This is a genomic window from Gardnerella sp. DNF00747, assembly GCF_049262675.1.
Lineage (GTDB): Bacteria > Actinomycetota > Actinomycetes > Actinomycetales > Bifidobacteriaceae > Bifidobacterium > Bifidobacterium swidsinskii.
In genome coordinates, this window is record NZ_CP058394.1 from 162,649 (window position 1) to 186,541 (window position 23,893).

General features: G+C 43.3%; 16 protein-coding genes and 1 rRNA gene. 13 read left to right on the plus strand and 4 right to left on the minus strand.

The genetic code is table 11. From position 1 onward, the window contains the following. Positions 1-18 precede the first annotated feature (18 nt). Complete coding sequence (locus HXT32_RS00655; RefSeq protein ID WP_004108020.1) at positions 19-861, minus strand: alpha/beta hydrolase; 843 nt, start codon at positions 859-861, stop codon at positions 19-21. 129 nt (positions 862-990) lie between these two features. Here HXT32_RS00655 and rsmI point away from each other — a divergent pair, with 129 nt between their 5' ends. Continuing rightward, entirely contained in the window at positions 991-1,893 is a 903-nt protein-coding gene (gene rsmI / locus HXT32_RS00660) for a 16S rRNA (cytidine(1402)-2'-O)-methyltransferase (protein ID WP_004108018.1), read from the plus strand. A 32-nt stretch (positions 1,894-1,925) separates the two neighbouring features. On the opposite strand, the gene HXT32_RS00665 is transcribed toward rsmI, so the two are convergent. Next, positions 1,926-2,189 (minus strand): hypothetical protein, encoded by a 264-nt coding sequence (locus HXT32_RS00665; RefSeq protein WP_004108011.1) that lies wholly within the window; start codon positions 2,187-2,189, stop codon positions 1,926-1,928. After that, positions 2,180-2,788 carry a hypothetical protein gene (locus HXT32_RS00670; RefSeq protein WP_004108009.1) on the minus strand — a complete coding sequence of 203 codons (609 nt, stop codon included), beginning with the start codon at positions 2,786-2,788 and terminating at the stop codon, positions 2,180-2,182. The genes HXT32_RS00665 and HXT32_RS00670 overlap by 10 nt, the downstream gene beginning before the upstream one ends. A gap of 307 nt (positions 2,789-3,095) precedes the next feature. Here HXT32_RS00670 and metG point away from each other — a divergent pair, with 307 nt between their 5' ends. Then, a complete protein-coding gene (gene metG, locus HXT32_RS00675) occupies positions 3,096-4,967 on the plus strand; it encodes a methionine--tRNA ligase (RefSeq protein WP_004108005.1) in 1,872 nt (623 codons plus the stop codon). 333 nt (positions 4,968-5,300) lie between these two features. Here the strand turns inward: metG and HXT32_RS00680 are convergent, their stop codons facing one another. After that, on the minus strand, positions 5,301-6,743 hold the full coding sequence (locus tag HXT32_RS00680; protein WP_033888419.1) for an aminopeptidase C: 1,443 nt from the start codon (positions 6,741-6,743) through the stop codon (positions 5,301-5,303). A 563-nt stretch (positions 6,744-7,306) separates the two neighbouring features. On the opposite strand from HXT32_RS00680, the gene HXT32_RS00685 reads away from it, so the two are divergent. The 11 genes from HXT32_RS00685 (at position 7,307) to HXT32_RS00735 (ending at position 23,711) form a co-directional block, all read left to right on the plus strand. Next, complete coding sequence (locus HXT32_RS00685) at positions 7,307-8,290, plus strand: ABC transporter permease (protein WP_033888405.1); 984 nt, start codon at positions 7,307-7,309, stop codon at positions 8,288-8,290. Between the two features lie 24 nt (positions 8,291-8,314). After that, positions 8,315-9,262 carry an ABC transporter permease gene (locus tag HXT32_RS00690; protein ID WP_004107999.1) on the plus strand — a complete coding sequence of 316 codons (948 nt, stop codon included), beginning with the start codon at positions 8,315-8,317 and terminating at the stop codon, positions 9,260-9,262. A gap of 21 nt (positions 9,263-9,283) precedes the next feature. After that, positions 9,284-11,173 (plus strand): ABC transporter ATP-binding protein, encoded by a 1,890-nt coding sequence (locus HXT32_RS00695; RefSeq protein WP_004107998.1) that lies wholly within the window; start codon positions 9,284-9,286, stop codon positions 11,171-11,173. A gap of 323 nt (positions 11,174-11,496) precedes the next feature. Next, entirely contained in the window at positions 11,497-13,239 is a 1,743-nt protein-coding gene (locus HXT32_RS00700) for an ABC transporter family substrate-binding protein (protein WP_165845956.1), read from the plus strand. 179 nt (positions 13,240-13,418) lie between these two features. Continuing rightward, entirely contained in the window at positions 13,419-15,233 is a 1,815-nt protein-coding gene (locus tag HXT32_RS00705; RefSeq protein WP_033888404.1) for an ABC transporter ATP-binding protein, read from the plus strand. Between the two features lie 2 nt (positions 15,234-15,235). Continuing rightward, positions 15,236-17,032, plus strand: coding sequence for an ABC transporter ATP-binding protein (locus tag HXT32_RS00710; protein ID WP_004107992.1), 1,797 nt, complete (start codon positions 15,236-15,238; stop codon positions 17,030-17,032). Positions 17,033-17,086: 54 nt separating this feature from the next. Next, entirely contained in the window at positions 17,087-18,067 is a 981-nt protein-coding gene (locus tag HXT32_RS00715) for a TatD family hydrolase (RefSeq protein WP_421783530.1), read from the plus strand. A 164-nt stretch (positions 18,068-18,231) separates the two neighbouring features. After that, positions 18,232-20,865 carry a KUP/HAK/KT family potassium transporter gene (locus HXT32_RS00720; RefSeq protein WP_415685023.1) on the plus strand — a complete coding sequence of 878 codons (2,634 nt, stop codon included), beginning with the start codon at positions 18,232-18,234 and terminating at the stop codon, positions 20,863-20,865. Between the two features lie 23 nt (positions 20,866-20,888). After that, positions 20,889-21,704: an HD domain-containing protein gene (locus tag HXT32_RS00725; protein ID WP_004107986.1), complete on the plus strand. Its 816-nt coding sequence runs from the start codon at positions 20,889-20,891 to the stop codon at positions 21,702-21,704. A 142-nt stretch (positions 21,705-21,846) separates the two neighbouring features. Then, on the plus strand, positions 21,847-21,993 hold the full coding sequence (locus HXT32_RS00730) for a hypothetical protein (RefSeq protein ID WP_162720529.1): 147 nt from the start codon (positions 21,847-21,849) through the stop codon (positions 21,991-21,993). A gap of 191 nt (positions 21,994-22,184) precedes the next feature. After that, positions 22,185-23,711: ribosomal RNA gene (locus HXT32_RS00735) — 16S ribosomal RNA — on the plus strand. Positions 23,712-23,893: the final 182 nt, after the last annotated feature.

A 23,893-nucleotide genomic window follows, 5' to 3' on the forward strand; every position in this document is an offset into this window, starting at 1 on the left:
GGGAGAGTTGAAGTTAAATTACGCAAAAGTGCGATGCAACCAATCGCAAGCAAGCTTAACCCACTGCTGAACTTCTGGCTGCACAAATTCAGTAAGCACATTTCCGTTTTCGTCGCGTTTTGCTGTTTCTTTAACTGCCAAAGCTAAGCCGTGAGGTCCTTTAGGGAACAGGTGCGCTTCAACACTTACTCCAGCTTCAACGCAAGCGTTCACAAACATTATTGAATTTTCTACTGGAACTGTTTGATCAGTAATGGTTTGCCATACAAATACAGGTGGAGTTTTACGATCCACGTGATTTTCCAGCGAAAGTTTATTGACAAGTTCAGTTCGCTCTTCGTTGCTAACTTCTCCAAATAGACGATCGAACGTTGGCTTATGCGCATATTTCCCAGCAGAAATAACAGGATATGCGAGCATAAGAGCATTTGGTCGCACGTCATCAGCAGCATACCCGTTTGCTTCCTCAACTTCGTCGCTAACGCTAGTTGCAAGGTTTGCAGCCACATGCCCTCCAGCGGAGAATCCAATAATTGCAACTTTTTGCGCATCTACGTGCCATTCTTTTGCGTTTTTGCGAATTAAGCTCATCGCTTCTGCTGCTTCTAAAAGCTGAGTTGGGTATGTGCTTGGAGTAAGCGAGTATCGCAACACAAAAGTGTGGAATCCTTCTGCAGCAAACTTCATGGCAACAGGCTCTGCCTCACGATTCGATACGCGCAAGAAGCCACCGCCTGGCAAAATTAGAATTGCAGGACGGTTTTGCAAGCCTTTGCTATCTAAATTATCGTCTAAAATATACCCAATAAGCTGCGCATCGCTTCCATCTATACTTTTTATTTTCTGATTTATAATCTTCATAGTGTCTCTTTTCGTTTCGCTTATATTGCAATTACACTAAGCATAATTCTAATCAAATACCTCGCTTTGTAAGTGCGTTCTTTTATAAATTCGTGTAGAGTTTTAAGAAGTTTTATAAGGAGATTCAAGATGTGTAACGAAGAAGATAGTTTAGGTAAAGTTGTTTTAGCTGCTACGCCTATTGGGAATATGGCAGACGCTTCTGCACGATTAATTAATCTTCTTGAAACTGCTGATATTGTTGCTGCTGAAGACACGCGTAGGCTTTATGATTTAGCGAATCGCCTTGGTGTGCATGTTTCTGGTAGCGTAATCGCATACCACGATCATAATGAGCGAAATAAGGCAGATGGCTTGCTAGACAAAGTTGAGCAGGGTAGCACTGTTCTTGTTGTTTCAGACGCAGGTATGCCTACCATTAACGACCCGGGTCTTGCTGTTGTTCGACGTGCAATAGAGCGAGATTTGCCTGTTACTTGCGCGCCTGGTCCTAGTGCAGTTTTAGATGCGCTTGCTCTTTCTGGATTGCCAACCGATCGCTTCTGTTATGAAGGCTTTTTGCCTCGTAAATCTGGTGAGCGTCAACAGCATTTGCGCTCACTTAAAGCCGAGCGACGAACAATAGTATTTTATGAGGCTCCACATCGTATTGCAGAAGCAATGGAAGACATATTGGCAGTACTTGGTTCTAATCGTCCAATGGCGTTATGCCGTGAACTTACAAAAGATTTTGAGGAAATTCGTCGTGGAACTGTGCAAAGTATTCACGATGGTGTTTTAGCGGATCCTCCTCGAGGTGAAATAGTTTTAGTTATCGGTGGTGCAAGTGATGAAGAAGTGCAGTCTGAAAGCACAGATTTAAGCATTGATGCTCTTGCAAAGCTTTCGCTTGAATGTGCAGAATCCGAAGGTTTGCGCATAAAAGAAGCAATTACAAAAGTAGTAAAAGAGCATCCGTTTGCTGACGGATCTTTTGCTAATCGTAAGCAAGTTTATGCGTCTTGTCTTGAGCATAAACCTGATCAAAAATAAGATTTCTGCTTTTGCTACTATTTTTTTGCTTTCTATTCATTGCTGTCATACGCAGAAAATAGCACTTCAAAACTGTAACGAACGTCAGGTCCACCTTGTTGAGAAATATATTCTAAAATTTGCGCGTCTGCTGAAGGGTTTGCAATAATCCATTTTCGAAGTTCCGGTATTTTTTGCGCGATGTACCATAGCACTTCCATTTTTGTTGCAGGGTCGATAGCAACAGATGGCGTGAGTATTATAGGTGGTTTTGGAGGGCTGTTTGTTTTAGTTGCATAAGAGTTCTTCATTTCCATGGTTTGTTTGCTTCTTTCGCAATGTTTCGTATCCAATTTCTTGCATGTATTGAGCCTGGGAAATATGGGTTTCCGTCAATAGTACGTTTGCATTTTCGCAAGTCAATGCTGTATTTAGATATCAATAGGTGAGCAATATCTTTTCTATAAGGTTCGTGCTCTTCGTTTTCGCTTGGAGTGTACGCTAAATCGCAAATTGTTCGTTCTGGCGTTGTTATTCTAATTTTTCCAAGTATTACGTATTCTTCATTGTTTAAGTGTCTTCGAAATGCGCGAATCGCATGACCGTGCGGCTTTTTTCTTCTGTGCCCATAATCAATAACATCTATATTTTCAGGAAAATGACCCCCTATCCAAACCCATGCTGCAGTAAATAAACAGGCTATGCTTTCTGTAGGCATAAGATTGCTCACAATATTGCTTCTTCCTTGAGTGGAAATAGCTGCCTTATTTGAATATCCTGCATTTAAATCAAGCCTATTGAATACACCAATTTGAGAAAGTTTTTTCATGCACATTGGACCTGGTAAATGGTTGTCGTCAAGTAATTCTGGGAATTGCGTTTGTGTTTCTTCGCAAATATCCAATAAATTGCGCATATTTTGTTGGTTTTTCAATTTTCTTTAATCCTTTCTTTTTGCATATTTATTTTTCAGCGCGATTATTTACGATTCGTATTGTGCATATTGTTGTTTTTTAGTGCATGTTTTCTAGTGCATTAGTTTCGTAGTGCATAAGTTGAGATTATGTTTATATTTGCTTCAATTCCAGGCTGGTTTTATAACTTGTGGATATGTGGATGAACTCGTGTGAGGCTTGTTATCCAGCGTGTTTTTCTCGTATATTTGGGATTCTTTTTGCAATGTTCTTATGTACTGTCCGCGTTGAACAAGATAATAATTGTCTATGAGTCATATTTTGGTGAATGTTGCTTGGCCGTATGCTAACGGCCCTCGTCATATTGGTCACGTCGCAGGCTTCGGGGTTCCATCAGACGTATATGCGCGTTACGAGCGCATGAAAGGTAATGACGTATTAATGGTGTCTGGCACGGATGAGCACGGTACACCTATTTTGGTTGAAGCAGATAAGGAAGGCGTTTCTGCACAAGAGCTTGCTAATCGTTATAATCGTGTGATTACTAAGGATTTGTGCGATTTAGGTTTGAGCTACGATTTGTTCACGCGTACTACCACTGCAAATCACGAGCATGTTGTGCAAGAAATGTTCCGTCAGTGCTTAAAGAACGGCTATATTTACAAGGGCACTCAGAAGGTTGCTATTTCTCCTTCCACTGGTCGTACTTTGCCAGATCGTTATATTGAAGGCACATGCCCATTGTGTGGCGCAGATGGTGCTCGTGGCGATCAATGTGATGCTTGTGGAAACGAGCTTGATCCGGATGAGCTTATTAATCCAGTTTCTAAAATTAATGGTGAAACTCCGCGCTTTGAAGAAACTGAACATTATTTCCTAGATTTGCCTGCTTTGGCTGAAGCGAATGTTAACTGGCTTCATTCTCGCGAAGGTTGGCGCACGAATGTTATTAATTTCTCGCTTGGATTATTTAATGAAGTAAAGCCGCGAGCTATTACGCGCGATATTGATTGGGGCATTCCTGTTCCTGTTGAAGGATGGATTGATAATCCAAATAAGCGTTTATATGTTTGGTTTGATGCTGTTATTGGCTACTTGTCTGCATCTATTGAATGGGCTCGTCGACAAGGCAAGCCAGACGCTTGGCGTGATTGGTGGTGTGATCCTAAGTCTCCTGGATACTACTTCATGGGCAAAGATAACATTACTTTCCATTCTCAGATTTGGCCTTCGGAAATGCTTGCCTACAACGGTGCTGGTTCTAAAGGTGGTGAGGCTGGCATTTATGGCCCATTGAACATGCCTGAACAGGTTGTTGCTTCTGAGTTCATGACTATGGAAGGCAAGAAGTTCAGCTCTTCGCGCGGAATCGTGATTTATGTGAAGGATATTTTGGCACGTTACCCTGTAGATGCTGTGCGTTACTACATTTCTATTGCGGGTCCAGAAAATTCTGATGCTGATTTTACTTGGGCTGAGTTTGCTCGTCACAATAACGAAGAACTTGCTGCAAGCTGGGGTAATCTTGTCAATCGTGTGGCAAATCTTATTAATAAGAACTTTGGTGCAATTCCTCCTCTTGATGAAGATTCTATGACTGCAATGGATCGCGCTCTTCTCGATCAAACTTCTGATGCTTTTGCTTTGGTTGGTAGTTTGATTGAGCGTCATCGTCAGAAGAATGCTCTTACTGAAGCAATGCGAGTAGTTGCGGATATTAATAAATATATTTCTGCAACTGAGCCTTGGAAAATTAAAGATGATGAGGATCGCCTTGGTACTGTGTTGCATGTTGCAGCTCAGGCTGTTTCGGATGCTAATCATCTGCTTGCGCCATTCTTGCCTCATGCAGCTCAAAAAGTTTGGGAAGCACTTGGTGGCACTGGCGTATTCTCGCCTTTGCCTCATATTGAAGAAGTTGAAGATTTGGATAATCCAGACTTCAAGTATCCGATTATTACGGGCGATTATCGCTTGGGGGAAACTGTTCATCCTTGGGAGAGTGAGGAGTTGGTAGCAGGTACGCCTGTGCCTAAGCCAAGTCCTATTTTTGCCAAGATTCCAAAAGAAGCAGTTGAGGAGGAGCTTGAGCGTTTTGCATCTGCTTTGTCCGAGCGTCAGCGTGTCGAGGCGGAAAGACTTGCTGCAGCAAAAAAATCTTTGGAAAATAGTGAGAAATAGGTTGAAATTCTCAATAAATAAATTGTAAAATTAAAGAACATAGCAAATGGTTCTCTAAAAGAAAATATTTTAAGGAAATTTTAAGGAAAAACTCTTTTCTTTGGACGAATGTTTAGCTATACATAACATATGTTAATGGTTCGCCATTAGCGAGGTTCGTTTTCGAACCCCATAATTGAAACCTTCTTCTCTCTTTCTCTCTGCCCCGGCGGGTTTCTCTTCCCGCCGGGCTTCTTTTTAATTTGTGAAAAAAGTAAAACAACAATAAAAGCGCAGACTGCAAAAACAATCTGCGCTCACATAGTTACCAAACTTAATTTTAATGGTAACGATTTAACGGCAACGCTTCGAAAGTGGCGCCCACGGTTCAAGCATTACTGGTTCTTGATCCAATACAGCTAAAGTTTCTTTGTCAAGGTACTTTTTGTTGATGATTATTTCGTTCACATAACGATCGAACCACTCTGCTGAGCCAACATAATAGCCATCTTCGCCAGCATCCTTGCCCCAGCTGTTCTCGATCTTCCAGCGATCTGGCTCGCCATCTTTGTTAAGATTCACGCCAGTGAATGTCATTGCGTGATTTCCTGGGCAATCCATATATTCCAAGCCGTGAGCTTTATCGAATGTAAACTTCACGTCAAACAATTCATCTACGCGCACAACTGCAGGATCGAAGAATCCACTGTCACGCAAGGAGAACTGCGTGCAATCGCATGCAAACCAGATTGGATGACCATCTTTTAATTGGTCTACAGCTGCTTTTTTGAATACATCGAGAGGCACATTAACAAATTCCATTTCCTTTGTTTCAGCTACGTTGGTGCTGTACTTAAATTGGTAGAGCTTGTTGAATGGTGTGCGTTCCATAGGTGCGTTGCATATTGTTACGAAGTCGTTTACGTCAACTGGAACGTACTTCTTTGCGAACTCAAGTGGAGTAATTCCGTATTCACAAATCATTGGACGCTCATCTTTGCCGGTTTTTGGCTTGTCAGCTTTGCCGGTTTTCTCGCCATCTTTCTTGGTTTCGTCTTTTTCGCCGTCCTTCTTATCGTCATCGTCATCTTTAGTTCGTGCGAAGAAGTCAAACTGTGCAGGTGGTTCACCCAGGGCAATAGTTGTCATACGATAAACGGTTTCCAAATCGCGAACTTTCATTTCGCGCAATTCTTCCAAAGAAGTTCCGTTCTTATGAGCTTCACGCAATTCGTATGCAAACTCGCGCAACTTGGTATTGATGTATTGTACGAATGCATCAGAGTCGACTGAGTTCTGTGAATCTGGATATGCACTCTTTGGCACAAGTCCGTACTTGTTTACCAAGTTGACGAACATTTGCCACCAGCCGCCGTCATCGATTGGACCATAGTTAATGCTCTCAAAAAGTCGGCTATTAACATCTTCATCAAGTGTTGAAAGCACATTTTCCAAATAAGCGTTTGCTTTTTCAATCTTGTCCCAGAAGAATAGGTAGCTTTCTGAAAACTCAAAGTCGTCTAAATTCCACTTATGCATTACTTCGTATCGCAAAGTATTAAGTGAGGCGAACATCCAGCAGCGTCCGGAGCGTTTCTGATTGGTAATGCTGCCTTGTTTTAATTCTATTGAGAATTCGCGAGGAAGAGCACGCTTGCCTTGGTAGCTTGTTGCGGCTTTAAGCACACCATTTGTTACTGCTGCATTCGCGGCGAGAAGATTTGCGCGCTGTTCGTTAAAATGTTTGGAATAATTTTTTACATGTTCCAGAGTTACGGCTTTGACGTTTTCAGCCATGAGCTTATTCATTCTCCTTTTAGAGTTGAAAGTACGAATAAAAAATATTGTATACTGCTCAATGTCTCGCGTGTGTTTCTTGTCTATGCCTATTTTCGGCATTTGCTTGAATACTATTAATTATTTTAGTAAAACTACAATTTTTTCGGTAAATATTCAGTTTTTGTAATTAAATTTTGAATTTATTATATTTGCTTATAAAACGTATTTTGTATGTATAAAAATACTTTTTTGATTTTAAAATACATGTCTTTGTGTAAAAATATAGCTAGAAATCACTGATATTTTGCGTTTTTTTGCATGTTTAGATATGTATAATGTAACTTATATATACGAAATTTTTCCCTTGGGTATTGAGAAAAGTGTTGTGCAAAAATATTTTCTGTTTGTCTCTTTGTACATAGCTTGGCTAAAAATATACTAATTATGTGTCCCGGATTGACAAGGGTTGATTCAAACACGCCCTTTTCAAGGTCGAGTGTTAGATCGGCAATACTGTAAATCACAAGATTTATGGATGCCGAATGGAGGTAAAAAATGGCTAGTCGTAGAAAAGAGTCACAATGATACGATACATCGTTAAACGATGCCTGAATTATGTGGTGATGTTGTTTGTTGCCGTATCCATGACGTATTTCTTGACAAGTGCTTTTATGAGACCGCGTTCGAACTACATGTCTAGGCATCCGCATCCACCTATTGCATCAATCAACCGTTCTTTGGATTTGGCAAATATTAACGACCAGACTCCAGTGTTTACTCGTTATTGCCGTTGGATTTACAACATTTTTACTAAGTGGGATTGGGGATTGAGCCCAGATCAGGCTCCAGTTGGCCCGGCAATTATGTCTCGTATTGGCGCATCTGTTCAGCTGGTTACTGGCGCTACAATTCTTGGCATTGTTCTCGGTGTTAGCGTTGGTGTTTACACTGCTATCCGTCAGTACAAGTGGCAAGATAGAGTTCTTAATTCCACCGCAACCTTCCTGTTGGTTGTTCCTGCAGCAGTTTTGGGTTTGATGGTTGTGCTTGCTGCTATTAGCATTAACCACGCAACAGGCGTGCGACTTTTCTACGTTACTGGTTTGCACTCTTACCAGGGTTCTGACCCGTTCATGTTCCTTCTTGACTTCCTTCAGCATTTGATTTTGCCGACGATTGTTATGACAATTCCTGGCATGGTTGGGTATCATTTAACGCAGCGCACGTATCTTCTCGATACTATGAATGCTGATTACGTTCGTACGGCTCGCGCTAAGGGCTTACCTTTGAATTTGGCTATTCGCCGCCACGCTTTGCGTACTTCTTTGATTCCAACAGCTGTTGACGTCGCCTTCTCTATTGCAGGCGTGTTTACGGGTGCTGTGATTACTGAAACCGTGTTTGCTATTAACGGTCTTGGTAGCTACTTCGTTCAGACCATTATGCAGAACGATATTAACGGTTCTGTTGCTATTGCAGCGTTTGGTGCTGTATGTACCTTAGTTGGTGCTCTGCTTGCAGATATCTTCTCTGCTTGGCTCGACCCACGTATTCGTTTGAACTAGCAGAACAGTGTAGGTGAATTTGATATGAATAAAAAAGATGTATCTTCAAAACCTCAAGAGTCTGCTGCAGATAGAAAAGCTACTGCTGGTGCCTGGGGCAACTTTAAGCGCACTGGTAAGATGACGCTTTATACGCGTCGATTCTTCCGTCGCCCGTCTGCAGTTGTGGGCTTGGTTATGCTCATAATTTTGATTCTTTTTGCTTTGTTTGGCTCAAAGATTTCAAAGTGGAGCTACGACGAACCAGACTTTTCTTCTTTAGCAACTCCTCCTTCTGCAGAGCATTGGCTGGGAACTACGCCAGGCGGTTCAGACATGTACGCAATGGTTGTGCGCGGACTTGGCCGTTCACTTTCCATTGGTATTGTTAGCTCTATTACCATTACAGTTATTGCTGCTTTGGTTGGTACTGCTATTTCTTACTTCGAAGGATGGTTTGAGCAGGTTGGTATGTGGCTTTTGGACATGCTGCTGATTGTTCCTTCCTTCCTGCTGATTGCTTTAATCATTAGTGCTTCTAGTGGTGGTAGCGATTGGCTGTGGTTGGCATTTGGCTTAACAGCTTTTGGTTGGATTGGTTACGCTCGTACTCTTCGTACGTTGACTTTGAGCTTGCGCGAACGTGAGTATGTTCGTGCAGCTAAGTTCGAGGGTGTTTCTTCGTTCCGCATTATTGTGCGCCACTTGGTTCCAAACTTGGGTTCTGTATTGATTATTAACACGGTTCTTGGTGTTATTGGTACGATTAACGGCGAAACTGCTTTGAGCTTCTTGGGCCTTGGTATTAAGGCTCCGGATACTTCTCTTGGTACTTTGCTTAATGCTGGCCAAAGCGTTGTGCAGACTTCTCCGTGGGTGCTTTTGGTGCCGTCTGCAGTGCTTGTTTTGCTAACCTTCTCCGTGCAGCTTATTGGTGACGGTTTGCGTGATGCCATTGATCCATATTCTAGGTCTGTTGGTAAGGCCGACTAACGAGCGTTTGGAGTGATAAACATGACTGATATTGCAAATAACGCTATTAAGGAAGAAACCACGATGGAAGATCAAAACAACGAACCGTTGCTTTCAGTACGCGACTTGCAAGTTAGCTTCGCTTCTGAAGCTGGTACTGTGCATGCTGTGCGCGGAATGAATTTTGATTTGTACCGCGGAAAGACTATTGGTATCGTTGGCGAGTCCGGTTCCGGTAAGTCGGTTACTTCTTTGGCTGTGATGGGCTTGCTGGATAAAAACGCTAGCGTTAAAGGCTCTGTAAAGTATAAGGGCGAGGAGCTTTTAACTAAGTCTGATGCAGAAATGAGTAAGATTCGTGGCAAGAATATTGCCATGGTTTTCCAGGATCCTCTTTCTGCTTTAACTCCAGTTTTCTCTATTGGCGATCAGCTTAAGGAAGCTTTGGTTATTCATAATCCTGACATGACTGAAGAGCAGATTCGCGAGCGTTCTATTGAATTGCTTGATTTGGTTGGTATTACTAAGCCGGCTGAGCGTTTGAAGGCTTTCCCTCACGAGTTTTCTGGTGGTATGCGCCAGCGCGTGATGATCGCTATGGCTATTGCCAATAATCCTGACATTATTATTGCCGACGAGCCTACTACCGCTTTGGATGTGACTATTCAGGCTCAGGTTTTGGAAGTTTTGAAGAAAGCTCAGCGCGAAACCGGCGCTGCAATGATTTTTATTACTCACGATTTGGGCGTAATTGCTGGCGTTGCAGACGAAGTTATTGTTATGTATGCGGGTCATTTGGTTGAGCATAATAGCGTTGAAGAGATTTTTGCTCATCCAACTCAGCCGTACACTATTGGCTTGTTGGGCGCTGTTCCTCGCGTTGATCAAAAGCGCACTCGTCGTTTGACTCCAATTTCTAAGCCGACTATGGATATGCTTATGGCTGAAGAAGAAAGCGGCGACGACAGCACAATGATGGGTCTTGAAGCGGAAAGCGAAACTGTTCGCTCGTTGCTTCATGCGGAAACCGAAAAGCCAATTAAGCCAATGTTTGAAGGCATTCCTCGTGAACAACGAAAAGTTGTTTTGGATGTTAAGAACTTGGTTAAAACATTCCCAATTACTAGCGGCGGCTTCTTGCGACGTAAGGTTGGCGAAGTTCGCGCGGTTGATGGTGTGAGTATTGAGGTTCGTGAAGGCGAAACAGTTGCTTTGGTTGGTGAGTCTGGTTCTGGTAAGTCCACGACTTTGATGGAGATTATGGGCTTGAAGAAGCCTGAGTCTGGTTCTATTACAGTTTTTGGTACTGAGTTGAACGATAAGTTGACTCGTGAGCAGCGTCGCGAACTTCGTTCTAAGATTCAGTACGTGTTCCAGGACCCAATGAGCTCGCTTGATCCTCGTATGCTTGTTTACGATATTTTGGCCGAGCCTTTGCTCGTGCAAAAGAAGTCGAAGGAAGAAATTCGCCAGCGTATTGCTGAGCTTATGCAATTGGTTGAGTTGAATCCTGATCAAGTTGATCGCTTCCCAACGCAGTTCTCCGGCGGCCAGCGTCAGCGTATCGCTATTGCTCGCGCTTTGGCTGTGAATCCTAAGCTTTTGCTTCTTGATGAGCCAGTTTCGGCTTTGGATGTTTCTATTCAGGCTGGAATTATTAACTTGCTTGAAGATTTGCAAGACAAGTTGGGTGTTGCTTACTTGTTCGTGGCGCATAACATGGCTGTTGTTCGACATATTTCTAGCCGTATTGCTGTTATGTATCACGGTCGAATTGTTGAATCTGGTGAAACGGATGAGGTGTTTGATAATCCAAAGCACCCTTACACTCAGGCTTTGATTAGCGCTGTGCCAATTCCGGATCCTACAATTGAGAAGAACCGTAAGCGTATTATTCTTTCTGAAGAAGATAATTTTGACGATGTTAGGTAATTCATGACTTGTTGATTTTAGTTAATCTTCATCAATCTGAATAAATTACTTAGTCGCGCATGTTTATTACAACATGCGCGATTTTTTATTGTGTAACATAAATTTAAAAAACGTAATATATTTTGTTTTTTAGCCAAAATAAACTAAAAAATTTTCTGTTCTGCTCATTGTAGATAATAAATTATTCTTTTTTGCCTAATTTTCATAAAGTTGAAAAGAAAAAAATCAATATTTTGTGAAAACGATTTGTCGAATGTCATAGAGTTGTATATACTCATACAACATACCGGAAGACGGACATCATCCGGGGAATGAGAGGAATCATGAAAAATACAAATGCAGGTAAACTGACTGTATTTGCCGCAGCTGCACTTTCTGTTGCAATGCTGCTCGGCGCTTGCGGCGGTGCTACTAACAATGCTGGTAAAGCAGGTATGACTGAAGAGCCAGCTGCTGGTGTTGACACTTCTTACACTGGCGAACTTCCAATGCCAGATGTCAACAAGCGTTACGATAATCCACAGTCACGTGACAACGTTAAGGACGGCGGCACTTACACCGTTGCTCTTCCTGTTCTCGGCCCAAACTGGAATTACGCTTCTAACGACGGTAACTCTGGTTACATGAATACTTTGTGGGGCTTCTACCAGCCAGATCTTATGGCTTATGACACCGTTAAGGGTGAAAAGCTTAAGTACAACCCTGACTACATCACTTCCGTCAAGAAGGTTAGCGATAAGCCACTCGTTGTTCAGTACAACTTGAACCCAAAGGCCAAGTGGAATGACGGCACTGATATTGATTACACCGCATTTAAGGCTACTTGGCAGGCTTTGAACGGAAAGAACAAGGATTACTCCGTCCCAAGTACTGAAGGCTATGACTGCATCAAGAGTGTTGAACAAGGTTCCACTCCAAAGCAGGTTATAGTGACTTATGAGAAGCCATGCGCAACATGGGAAATGCTTTTCGCTCCACTGGTTCATCCAAAGGCCGGTGACGTTAAGACCTTCAACCAGGGTTGGGTAAACAATCCTCACAACGAGTGGGGTGCAGGTCCATTCCAGATTGAATCCGCAACCGAAAATCAGGTTGTTTTCACCCGCAATCCAAAGTGGTGGGGTAAGAAGGCAAAGCTCGATAAGGTCGTTGTAAAGCGTATGGAAGATACTGCAGCTTTGAACGCTTTCCAGAACGGTGAAATCGATGCTGTAACCGATACCATTTCTTCTAAGGACGCAATCAAGTCTGCTCGTAGCGTTAAGGGTGCTCAGCTGCGTTACGGCTACAGCACCAAGGTTCGCGTGCTTAACTTCAACGCTAAGTCCAAGCCACTTAACGAGCTTGCAGTTCGTAAGGCTGTTGTTCAGGCATTCGACGTTGCTACCTACAACAAGATTCAGTTCCAGGGCATGAACTGGAAGAGCGAGCAGCCAGGTTCTGAGCTTCTCTCCATGTTCCAGGCTGGCTACAAGAACAATCTTCCTGCTGACGGCAAGTACAACACCGAAAACGCTAAGAAGACCCTTGAAGCTGCTGGTTACAAGATGGGCAAGGATGGCTACTACGCCAAGAATGGCAAGACTCTTGAGATTTCCTTCACCTTCTTCGGCGATGATTCTACTCAGGCAGCTCTTGCTAACGCATTCCAGGCCATGATGAAGAAGGCTGGAATTAAGTGCAAGACTGTGAACCATGCTGTTGCTAAGTTCTCCGAGGTTGTTGCTTCGCACGAGTACCAGGTGCTTCCATTGGCATGGCAGTCCACATCTCCATTGAGCTTCTTGTCTGCAGCAAGCCAGGTTTACAAGTCTGATAGCGATTCCAACCTCGGTCTCGTTGGCAATAAGAAGATTGATGCTATGCTCAACAAGATTGGCAAGACCTACGATTACAAGGAACAGACTGATTATGCAAACAAGGCAGAGTCTGCAGCTCTCGCACTCTACGGAACTCTTCCAGTTTCTGCTCCTCCTATTTACCAGGTGTTCAAGAAGGGCTTTGCTAACAACGGCCCTGCTGGTTACGCAAGCACCTACCCAGAGGATATGGGCTGGCAGAAGTAAGTAAATTTGTAGCGATAATTCGCGCAAGTTTACTAAGCTGATTGCTTAACTTATAGCATGTGGCGTGTAGTCTTTTGGCTACACGCCACATCTTTTTGTGTATGCTAATGTGAGAAAATAGTATAAATTTAAAATTAAGTCTCAAAAAGCAAAATCGGAAACAAAGGAGAAGCTGGCGCATGTACGTCAATCCGAATAAACGCAAAGATGCGAGTAACGTGCGCTGGGTATTGCAATACTGTAAGCCGGACATGTGGAAAGTTTGGCTTGCTATTTTTCTATTTATTATCAATGACACGATGGCAATGACAATGCCGTTGCTTTCGGGCTTTATTGTAGACAAAATCATTATTGGCAAACAGCATAATTTGCTTATAAGCGTATGCGTTTTGATGGTAGCAATGATGATTGTTCGCGTTGGCTCAAGGTATATTTACCAGCTTTTAATGGAAAAGTTTGGTCAAAATGCCGTGTATCGCCTGGTGAGCGACGAGTACGAAAAGCTTCATTCTCTCGATTTTACGTACTTTAATCACACGCGCACAGGCGACATTATGAGTCGTATGACATCGGATACTGACGCGATTCGTCATATTTTAAGTTGGGTTTCGTATATGGCGTTAGATTGTGTAGTAATGTTCGTGCTAGCGCTGGTTATAATGTTTTCAATTCAGTGGAAGCTCGCTTTAGCACTTATGTCAATTACGCCATTTTTGTTTCTGCTCGCAAAAATTATGGGCAAAAAAGCTAGACCGAAATTCCTTGCAATTCGTGAATCCTTTGCGCGCATGAATTCAATGGTGGAAGAAAATATCGAGGGGAATCGCGTAGTAAAAGCTTTCGTGCGTGAGGATTACGAAACTAAGAAATTCGATAAGTGCAACGAAGACTACTTTAATTGCAATATTACGCTTGCAAAAAATACTCAAAAATACATGCCTTGGCTCGATGGCATGGGTTTTGTGCTTGAGCTTATAACAGTTGGTTTCGGCGGATGGCTTGTTTTGAATGGCAACATGACTTTAGGTGCATTCGTCACTTTTAATAGCTTCCTTTGGATGCTACACATGCCTGTACGAATGGTGGGCTGGCTTATTAATGATTGGCAGCGTTTTAACGCAGGATGCGTGAATATTCGCAAACTTCTTACGCAAGAATCGCATATTAGACATCCAAAAGAAGCGGACGAAACCGTTAAAATTAGAGGTAAAATTACTTTTGAGCATGTTGATTTTTCATTCCCAGACGATCAAGACTCTCCAATCTTAAAAGATATTGATTTAGACGTTCCTGCTGGAAGCAAACTGGGTATTCTTGGTGAAACTGGTTCCGGCAAATCAACTCTCGTAAGTCTTATAGCAAGATTCTATGATCCTACGCGTGGTCGTGTTTTAATTGACGGAAAAGACGTGCGCGAATGGCCGTTAGAAACTGTTCGTAACCAAGTTAGCATAGTTGCGCAGGAAACATTCCTATTTTCGGACACTATTGCAGGAAATATTAGTTTTGGATTACCTCAAACTAAAGAAAATTGTAAGGAATTAGATAATACCATTCGCACGATGGCAACAATTGCTGCAGCAGACGATTTTATTATGGATATGCCAGAAGGCTATGAAACAGTAGTAGGCGAGCGTGGGGTAGGTCTTTCTGGTGGGCAAAAGCAGCGTTTGAGCTTAGCTAGAGCGTTGGCAAATAATCCTGCAATCTTGATTATGGACGATACAACTTCTGCTGTAGATATGGAAACGGAAGAGCATATTCAGCAGGAGCTGAAAAAGCTTGATGGCACGCGCACAATAATCACTATTGCGCACAGAATCTCATCCGTTAAAGATGCAGACATGATTGTTGTGCTAGATCACGGGAAAATTATTGAACGCGGCACGCATGCTCAGCTTGTTGCAGCGCACGGGAGGTATTGGGAGATCTATAGAAAGCAACTTGGCTTTAAAACTGGCAGGTCTGCAGGATTCGAAACGAAGGGGGAGTAGAAATGGCACAACGTAATACTTATCGTGAAGACGAAGGTCAAGAAGAACACATAAACGTGCACGAACTTATGCGCGTTAGAAAATATATGAAGCCGTATGCTACTAAACTTCTATTCGTAATTATGGTAGTTATTAGCGGCAGCATCATTATGACAGCGATGCCAATGATTACGAAAACGCTAATCGACGTTGTATTGTCTCAGAAAAACGTCAATTATTTATATACAATTATTGCCGTATTCGCACTGCTCATTATATTGTATGAGCTTGGTTTAGCGTACAGAACTTTAGCAATTACGCGCATCGGCCAGATGATAATCAAAGACATGCGACGCGATATTTTTACGCATGTTCAATCATTATCTTTTGATTATTTTGATTCGCGTCCGCATGGGAAAATTCTGATTCGCATCGTAAACTACATCAATACGCTTTCTGACACGCTTTCGTCTGGTTTAATTAACGTATTTTCCGACGTTTTTGTGCTTATTATTACATTAATAACAATGTTTGTTATAGATTGGCGAATGGCTTTGTGGAGCTTAGCGCTATTCCCAATATTTATAATTTGGACGCGAACTTTACAAATTTTGCAAAGAAAAGCGTCTAAAAAATTATCAAATAAACAAAGTAATTTAAATGCGTATTTGCACGAATCAATCGCAGGAGTAAAAACAACGCAAACTTTTGCGCGAGAAGCTACAGCATACGCTACTTTCCAAGAGCAACAAGCAGAAGTAAGAAGTGCTTGGATGCGAAACGTTAGAGTGCAAATGTTACTTTGGCCTGGTGCTTCAATTATTGAGACTGCAGCAATAGCGCTTTTGTATTACTCTGGCATAGCAAACTTAGGTGCAATGAACGTGAGCACGGGAACACTTATAGCATTTGTTTGGTATTCGACTACTTTCTGGGATCCAGTAGTAAATATTGGAAACTTCTATACGCAACTTGTAACGTGCTCAGTTTATTTGGAACGAATTTTTGAAACTCTACGAATTAAGCCAAATATCGTAGATAAGCCAGATGCTATTCAATTGCCTCAAATCGAAGGAAAAGTAGACGTAAACGACGTTGTTTTCCGTTACGAAGAAGATGGAAGGCCAATATTAAACTTGGTTGATTTGCATGTTAATCCTGGCACTACTGTAGCTCTTGTGGGACCTACTGGTGCAGGAAAAACAACTCTCGTAAGTCTTCTTTCTAGATTCTACGACGTTTCAGAAGGCTCGATTACTATAGACGGGTACGATGTACGTTCAGTAACGCTCGCATCTCTTAGAAAACAAATGGGCGTAATGTTGCAAGATAGTTTTATTTTCAGTGGAACCGTACGCGAGAACATCCGTTATGGAAAGCTCGATGCCACTGATGAAGAAATTGAGATTGCAGCGCGTGCAGTTCATGCTCACGAATTTATTGAAGGATTACCGAACGGATACGATACTGAAATTGAAGAGCGCGGAGCCACTCTTTCTGCAGGTCAGCGTCAGCTTATATCGTTTGCGCGAGTATTGCTTGCGAATCCGCGAATTCTTATTCTAGATGAGGCAACAAGTAATATTGATACTCGTACAGAAGAAGCATTACAAGCAGGATTAGCTCAATTACTTAAAAATCGCACATCTTTTGTAATAGCGCATAGGCTTTCGACGATTGAGAATGCGGATTTGATTTGTGTAATCGATCATGGAGAAATTGTTGAAAAAGGCACTCATAACGAGCTTATGGAGGCAAGAGGAGCGTATTATCGTCTTGTAAAATCGCAATATGATGCAATTCGCAAAGCAGTTTTATAAATACTTATCATTCAATAAAAATTGACAGTTGAGTTTGCGAGTAGACTTAAAAATATGAGTAAACATCATCGCGAACATAATTGGGCGCCGGCTTTAGCAACGCAATCTGCAGTATGGGAAAATCTGCTACAAGAAGGAATAACAATTGCAGACGATCACACGCACATGATTAGCGTTGTGGATTTTGCACATAATTTGAATCAAGAATTAGCAGAAAAAGGTCGCGATGTAATAGCGGAACCTACTGCAGACGATTTAGTTGTTCAAGCAAAATCATCAGGCGTTTCGCACATGCTAGAAGTCGGATGTGAATATCCAGATTGGGAGCCGACGATTAAGTTTGCTCAAACGCATGAAAATTCAGTTCGCGCAGCAATAGCAATACACCCAAACGAAGCAGTATTACACGGTCACAAAGGAGCTAAAGGCCCTGACGGACTGCCGATAGTTTACAAGCCGTATCACGATATTCCATTTGACGAAGCTATGCAACATTTGCGCTCGCTAGTAATTGCTCATCCAAAAGAAGTAGTGGCAATAGGTGAAACCGGTTTAGACTACTTTCGTACGGGAGAGCCTGCGCGAGAAGCACAAATAGAGGCTTTCCGCGACCATATTGCGCTCGCAAAAGAGCTGAATTTACCTTTACAAATTCACGATCGTGATGCGCATGAAGACGTAGTAAAAGTCTTACTAAAAGATGGTGCTCCTGAGCGAACAGTATTTCACAGTTATGCTGGTGGTGTGGATTTAGCCGAAATATTGAAAGAGCACGGTTGGTACGCAAGTTTTTCTGGAACGATAAGTTACAAAGGCAATGATGAATTACGCGAATCTGCGCGAATTATTGGCAAAGACCATATAACTGTTGAAACGGATGCGCCTTATTTAACGCCAATGCCGTATCGTGGACGGCCAAACGCGCCTTATATGGTTCCTTATACGCTAGAAACACTTTCTGAAGTTCTAAATATATCGTTATTGCAAGCAGCGAAAGTTACACGCGAAAATACGCGAAAAATTTACGAATTTTAGGAATATAAAATCCTTAATTTTCAAGGATTTTTTAATATTTTTTGCGCGATGCACTATTGTTGTATACAATATCCAAGTACGGAAATAAAACTGTGAGGTGTGAGGTTTATGCGACTTCTTGTTGGCATCAAGAAGAAACCTCATATATGGAGGAACAATTAAGCATGACTAAGTCACGCACTACTGTACCATCAAACGATAGTACAAAGGATCCTCGCAACGGCGCGAAAGATTCCGAGAAAAGCACTAAATCCTTAAAAGGTACTAAGGATGCTATATTGCGAGCTGCCTCGTTTACTAAGGCTCCTCAGGTGTCAAAAAAAACGACAACACGCGAAGAGCGCAAAGTAATAGCTCAGCAGCAAGCGCAAGAGGTAAAAGAAGCAGAAAAGCTTGTTGCTAGTGCAGTACGAGGTCCGTTAGGTAGATGGTGGGCAAAATTGCAAACCAGTTCCGATCGTTTTACATTGGGAATGGCAATTGTTGCTCTTGGCGTTGTCTATGGCGATATTGGTACTTCTCCGCTTTATACTGCGCAAACATTTTTAGCAGGTCAAGGCGGCTTACAAAACATAAATCGCGCGACTATCTACGGAATGCTTTCGCTACTGTTCTGGTCAATCACATTAATTACAACCGTAAAATACGTATTTGTTGCAATGAGAACAGACAACAAAGGCGAAGGCGGCATTTTTGCTTTATATTCGCTTCTACGTAAAAAAGGCGCGTGGCTTGCAATACCGGCAATGATTGGTGGAGCCGCGTTTTTGGCAGATTCTGTGCTGACTCCTGCAGTTTCCATCTCTTCAGCAGTTGAAGGTTTGCGCACTATTGCAGTGTTTAAGCCAATATTCTTAGAAAATGAGAATTTGTCGATGATGATTACGGTTATTATAATCGTCATACTTTTCTCTGTACAGCAACGCGGAACCGAGCGAATTGGCAAAGTATTTGGCATTGTTGTGATGCTTTGGTTTGCTTTCCTTGCGCTGGTTGGTGTCATGAACATTGGCCAAGATTGGACTATTTTTGAAGCACTTAACCCGATTTATGGCATAAAATTCCTGTTTAGCACGCATAATGTGCAGGGATTAGCGGTTATGGGTGTGATCTTCCTTTCTACTACCGGTGCTGAAGCGTTATATTCTGATATGGGTCATGTTGGTAGAGGCAATGTGTACGCAACCTGGCCGTTTATTAAAATTGCTTTGCTGCTGAATTACTTTGGGCAAGGCGCTTGGATGTTGAAAAATCAAAACGATAAAGCATTATGGTCAATAGAAGGTTTGAACCCGTTCTTCCAAATGCTTGAACCGAATGTGCGATATGTTGCCGTTATTCTTTCGGTTACTGCTGGCATTATTGCTTCTCAAGCGCTGATTACAGGCGCATACACAATGGTTTCTGAGGCAACAAGCCTAAATTGGATGCCACATTTGCAAGTGCGATATCCTGCTAGAACTCGTGGACAGCTGTATATTCCAGTTGTGAATGTTGTGCTGTGTGTTGCCACTATTACGGTTCTTGCAGTATTCCGCGATTCTGAACATATCTCTGGCGCATACGGTTTAGCTTTAACTCTAACTATGCTTGCTACGACTATTTTGCTTACAGTGCACATGTGGTATCAGAAGAAGCGATTTGGTGCCTTCATATTTGCAATCGTATTCCTCATGATTGAGATGATGTTCTTTGTGGCTTCCATGGCGAAATTCATGCACGGTGGCTGGTTTACTATGCTGCTCGGTGTTTCAATTTTGATCATTATGGTCACTTGGAAAGATGGAACTAAAATTGAGCGTTCGCAACGTTTGCACATGAAACCGAAAGATTTCCTACCTGTGCTAGATAAGTTGCACGGAGATTTCCGTATTCCGTATTTCGCTGACAATATTGTGTATTTGACTTCCGATTGTGAAATGAAGCGTCTCGATACTGGAATCTTCTTCTCTATTTTTGCCGACCATCCAAAGCGTGCTAGAGCTTGGTGGGCTGTTTCTGTAGAAACAGATGACGCTCCGTTTACTCGTGAGTATTGTGTAGAGAATTTCGGTACGGACTACTTATTCCGCGTAAAAATTAAACTCGGATTTAAAGTGTCGCCTTCTATACCAGCGTATCTTCACCAAATTATGCATGACTTGTCGCACACGGGCGAACTTCCTCAGCAAAAATCCGTGTATCCGAAGGTTGATGCAGATCCAGATATTGGACCAATTCGATATGTTCTGTTGCACAAAGCGTTGATGCCGGAATCTAATATTTCTGTGCGTGGAGCGTTATCTTTAAAGATGAAATATGCAATTAGACATGTTGCTGGTACGCCTGTTAAATGGTTTGGTTTGGCTCCTTACAATCCGGTTGTTGAAGTGCAGCCGTTGTTTATTTCTACTCGCAGACCTCCGCGTTTGAAGCGTGAAGACTGTTCTCAGCGAGCAGTTCAATCTTTGCAAGGTGCCTCAGCGCTTGAAACTAATATTCACGTTGTGAAAGATATCAGACCTACTGATGCTGAGCAGACTGCTGTTATGAACGCACGAGATATTGCTGCTGCTAATGTGATGTTTGCTAACGAAAAACTTGCCAATACTGGGAAAATTAGCCCAGTTCCAATTAAAGAGACAAAAAAAGTTAGCGTGGAGAAGCTTAATAAAGATGGGGCAAATATCGATGCAGCGAATGTAACGCATGCTGTTGTGCAGGCTGTGGAGGATGCTGCTCGTGCCAATGATGCGAATAGTGTGAAATCTGAAAAGAGTGCAGCAACTGAAAAGAGTGCAAAAAATAATCTTAAGTAAGAATCTTAAGGAAGAGCCTTAAAATGGAAAATGGTGCAGAAAGTATACTTAATTGCAACTCGATAAAACTCGCTGATTTACCTGATTTTGGTGAAGTAGAGAAATTGCATAGTGCAACTGCACCATCTTCTGCTGCTTATGAGCTTATTCACGGTCATTGTGTTGTAATCTCAACAATTGCTTGGCAAATTGCTCATCATTGCAATATGCTTTTGTCCGCTGAAAATCGTGCTGCTCAAATGAGTGAAACTTTGCGTAAGCGTGCTGAAATAGCAAAAAATTGCCTTCAGGAGCTTGTCGGAGATAGTTATGCAATATTACCTGCGCTTAGTGGTGGCTTAGCTCCAAAACAGTATATTGATGAATACGCAGCTTTAATAGGTGGATTGTTGCACGATATTGGCACGTATTTTGTGCTTGAAAGTGATGGCAGTAGCAACGCTGGTGGCATATTACGCTTTGATGGACCGAATTATATTTTGCATGGTTTGCGTGGATATAAATATTTAATTGATAATGGTTTTAGTGAGGATGCTGCGCAATTTGCGCGCAATCATACTGGAGTTGGCTTAACTCGAGAGCAAGTTATTGCGCAAAATTTGTCTCTTCCTGCTGAAGACTATATTCCGCAAACAGTTGAGCAAGAAATTGTTATGGTTGCGGATAAATATAACAGCAAATCGATACCTCCTCGTTTTTTGACAGTCGATTCTTATCGTCGCAAGGCTGCGCGATTTGGTGAAGACAACGCTAATCGTTGGATGCAATTGGTTGCGAAATATGGTGAGCCAGATATTGCAGGTCTGGCAGAAATCTTTAATATGCGTGTTGATGCGTGAGCGTTATTGATTTTTTGCGTATTTTTATCCTATTTTGTGTATTTTTTAAGAAATCTATTATTTTTTAAAAAGTTTTTATAGATTCAATATCAGATAGCATGCTTTTTTGGTGCTTTTTCGTGGTTTTCGACACGCCGGTGTTTTGGCTTGTTTTCAATGGTTTTGGGGTGTTTGTTTTTGGTGGGTTTGCGTTTTAGCGTGGGTTGGTGTAAGTTTATCTCTTGCTGCTCAGCGCGGCTGGTTCTCCTCGGTTGAGGTTGATGGGCCGGCTGGTGTGGTGGTGGTTTGAGAACTCAAGAGCGTGTCTGTACTACTTATTAGTTAATTATTGCCAGTTCATTGCCTGCCTTGCAGATTGCAGGGTGCCTGAGAGATGGTTAAATGGTGGTGAGGTTTTTGTTGGGATGTTCTTTCCTTAAAGAATGTCTCGTCTTTTTCTTTTTAATATTGGAGCCTTTTGTTGGCTCTTCATTGAAGTTTTTCGTGGAGGGTTCGATTCTGGCTCAGGATGAACGCTGGCGGCGTGCTTAACACATGCAAGTCGAACGGGATCTGACCAGCTTGCTGGTTGGTGAGAGTGGCGAACGGGTGAGTAATGCGTGACCAACCTGCCCCATGCTCCAGAATAGCTCTTGGAAACGGGTGGTAATGCTGGATGCTCCAACTTGACGCATGTCTTGTTGGGAAAGTGTTTAGTGGCATGGGATGGGGTCGCGTCCTATCAGCTTGTAGGCGGGGTAATGGCCCACCTAGGCTTCGACGGGTAGCCGGCCTGAGAGGGCGGACGGCCACATTGGGACTGAGATACGGCCCAGACTCCTACGGGAGGCAGCAGTGGGGAATATTGCGCAATGGGGGAAACCCTGACGCAGCGACGCCGCGTGCGGGATGAAGGCCTTCGGGTTGTAAACCGCTTTTGATTGGGAGCAAGCTTTCGGGTGAGTGTACCTTTCGAATAAGCGCCGGCTAACTACGTGCCAGCAGCCGCGGTAATACGTAGGGCGCAAGCGTTATCCGGAATTATTGGGCGTAAAGAGCTTGTAGGCGGTTCGTCGCGTCTGGTGTGAAAGCCCATCGCTTAACGGTGGGTCTGCGCCGGGTACGGGCGGGCTAGAGTGCAGTAGGGGAGACTGGAATTCCCGGTGTAACGGTGGAATGTGTAGATATCGGGAAGAACACCAATGGCGAAGGCAGGTCTCTGGGCTGTTACTGACGCTGAGAAGCGAAAGCGTGGGGAGCGAACAGGATTAGATACCCTGGTAGTCCACGCCGTAAACGGTGGACGCTGGATGTGGGGCCCATTCCACGGGTTCCGTGTCGGAGCTAACGCGTTAAGCGTCCCGCCTGGGGAGTACGGCCGCAAGGCTAAAACTCAAAGAAATTGACGGGGGCCCGCACAAGCGGCGGAGCATGCGGATTAATTCGATGCAACGCGAAGAACCTTACCTGGGCTTGACATGTGCCTGTCGACTGCAGAGATGTGGTTTCCCTTCGGGGCAGGTTCACAGGTGGTGCATGGTCGTCGTCAGCTCGTGTCGTGAGATGTTGGGTTAAGTCCCGCAACGAGCGCAACCCTCGCCCTGTGTTGCCAGCGGGTTATGCCGGGAACTCACGGGGGACCGCCGGGGTTAACTCGGAGGAAGGTGGGGATGACGTCAGATCATCATGCCCCTTACGTCCAGGGCTTCACGCATGCTACAATGGCCGGTACAACGGGATGCGACATGGTGACATGGAGCGGATCCCTTAAAACCGGTCTCAGTTCGGATCGTAGTCTGCAACTCGACTACGTGAAGGCGGAGTCGCTAGTAATCGCGAATCAGCAACGTCGCGGTGAATGCGTTCCCGGGCCTTGTACACACCGCCCGTCAAGTCATGAAAGTGGGCAGCACCCGAAGCCGGTGGCCTAACCCTTTTGGGATGGAGCCGTCTAAGGTGAGGCTCGTGATTGGGACTAAGTCGTAACAAGGTAGCCGTACCGGAAGGTGCGGCTGGATCACCTCCTTTCTACGGAGTTTTTGTGCACGCTCGGTTTGAGTGTGGTTACTGGTGTGGAAAACAATAGTTGACGTTTTTAGATGAGTTTGTTGGGCATGCTTTTGGGTTCCCGGATTGCCACCCCCCTTTGTTTGGGGTTGCGGTCCTTGACTCACAGGATTTCAGGTTGATGCTTTTGAGTGTTTGGCTTG